Source organism: Halorussus sp. AFM4, assembly GCF_051194995.1.
Taxonomy (GTDB): Archaea; Halobacteriota; Halobacteria; order Halobacteriales; family Haladaptataceae; genus Halorussus.
Map to the genome: position 1 here is coordinate 1 of NZ_JBNTJT010000008.1, position 1,506 is coordinate 1,506.

A 1,506-nucleotide genomic window follows, 5' to 3' on the forward strand; every position below is an offset into this window, starting at 1 on the left:
TGGGAGGCGGCGAACCGGGGTTTCCAGAGGCTCGCGCACTCCAGTACTTGCCGGAACGCAGGCGGGCTTAACTTCCGTGTTCGGGATGGGTACGGGTGTAGACCCCGCCGCTATGGCCGCCTTAACGCCGACTCGCGGAATCGAACCGCGATCTCGTCCAACGTCGGTAGTCCGATACAGCGACGACCGTATGTACGTGCAATCCAGATTGCGCCTGGACCCGAATTCGGTCCGGGTACAAGTGCGGATCAGTATGAATGTGTGGCTGACCTGTTAGTGCTCGCGGGCTGAACGCCTCGTTGCCTTGGCGCGTACACCCCGAGTCTATCGAACTCCTCTTGTAGGAGCGGTCGTAGTAGTGCCTCTTTTCCAGGTGGGTTTCGAGCTTAGATGCGTTCAGCTCTTACCCCGTGTCACGTGGCTGCCCGGCACGCGCCCTCTCGGACGACCGGTAAACCAGTGGTGACCACTCGGAGTTCCTCTCGTACTATACGAGCGTTCCCGTCAGGCACTTTGACACCCCCAATAGATAGCAGCCGACCTGTCTCACGACGGTCTAAACCCAGCTCACGACCTCCTTTAATAGGCGAACAACCTCACCCTTGCCCGCTTCTGCACGGGCAGGATGGAGGGAACCGACATCGAGGTAGCAAGCCACTCGGTCGATATGTGCTCTTGCGAGTGACGACTCTGTTATCCCTAAGGTAGCTTTTCTGTCATCAATCGCCCGCATCAAGCAGGCTGATTGGTTCGCTAGACCACGCTTTCGCGTCAGCGTCCCTTGTTGTGCAGGACACTGTCAGACTTCCTTTTGCTCTTGCGCTCTGTTCCGGGTTCCCGACCCGGATGAGGAAATCTTGGGGCACGCTCGATATCTTTTCGAGCGTGTACCGCCCCAGTCAAACTGCCCGGCTACCGGTGTCCTCCTCCCGGAGTGAGGGTCACAGTCACTGACGGGTAGTATTTCACTGATGCCTCGGTGGCCCGCTAGCGCGGGTACCTGTGTAGCGGCTCCTACCTATGCTGCACATCAGCGACCGTGTCCCAGCGACAGCCTGCAGTAAAGCTCTATAGGGTCTTCGCTTCCCCTTGGGGGTCTCCAGACTCCGCACTGGAACGTACAGTTCACCGGGCCCAACGTTGGGACAGTGACGCTCTCGTTGATCCATTCATGCAAGCCGCTACTGAAGCGGCAAGGTACTACGCTACCTTAAGAGGGTCATAGTTACCCCCGCCGTTAACGGGTCCTTCGCCCCATTGTACTGGGTGTTCAGATACCCGCACTGGGCAGGATTCAGTGACCGTACGAGTCCTTGCGGATTTGCGGTCACCTATGTTGTTACTAGACAGTCGGAGCGTCCGAGTCACTGCGACCTGCTCCTATCCGGAGCAGGCATCCCTTATCGCGAACTTACGGGACTAACTTGCCGAATTCCCTAACGTCGGTTGCTCCCGACAGGCCTTGGCTTTCTCCGCCTGAGCACCTGTGTCGGATCTCGGTACGGA

Annotated in this window: 1 rRNA gene and 1 other annotated feature (1 of these 2 only partly in view); the gene reads right to left on the reverse strand. The window is 58.3% G+C overall.

Annotation, left to right across the window (positions count from 1 at the left end):
• Nucleotide 1: 1 nt before the first annotated feature.
• Nucleotides 2-124 (reverse strand): 5S ribosomal RNA (gene rrf, locus ACQUQF_RS25070).
• A gap of 132 nt (nt 125-256) precedes the next feature.
• Nucleotides 257-1,506 (reverse strand) — a sequence feature (mutual gap in cmsearch alignment for this rRNA model is longer than 100); it runs 1,667 nt beyond the window's last position.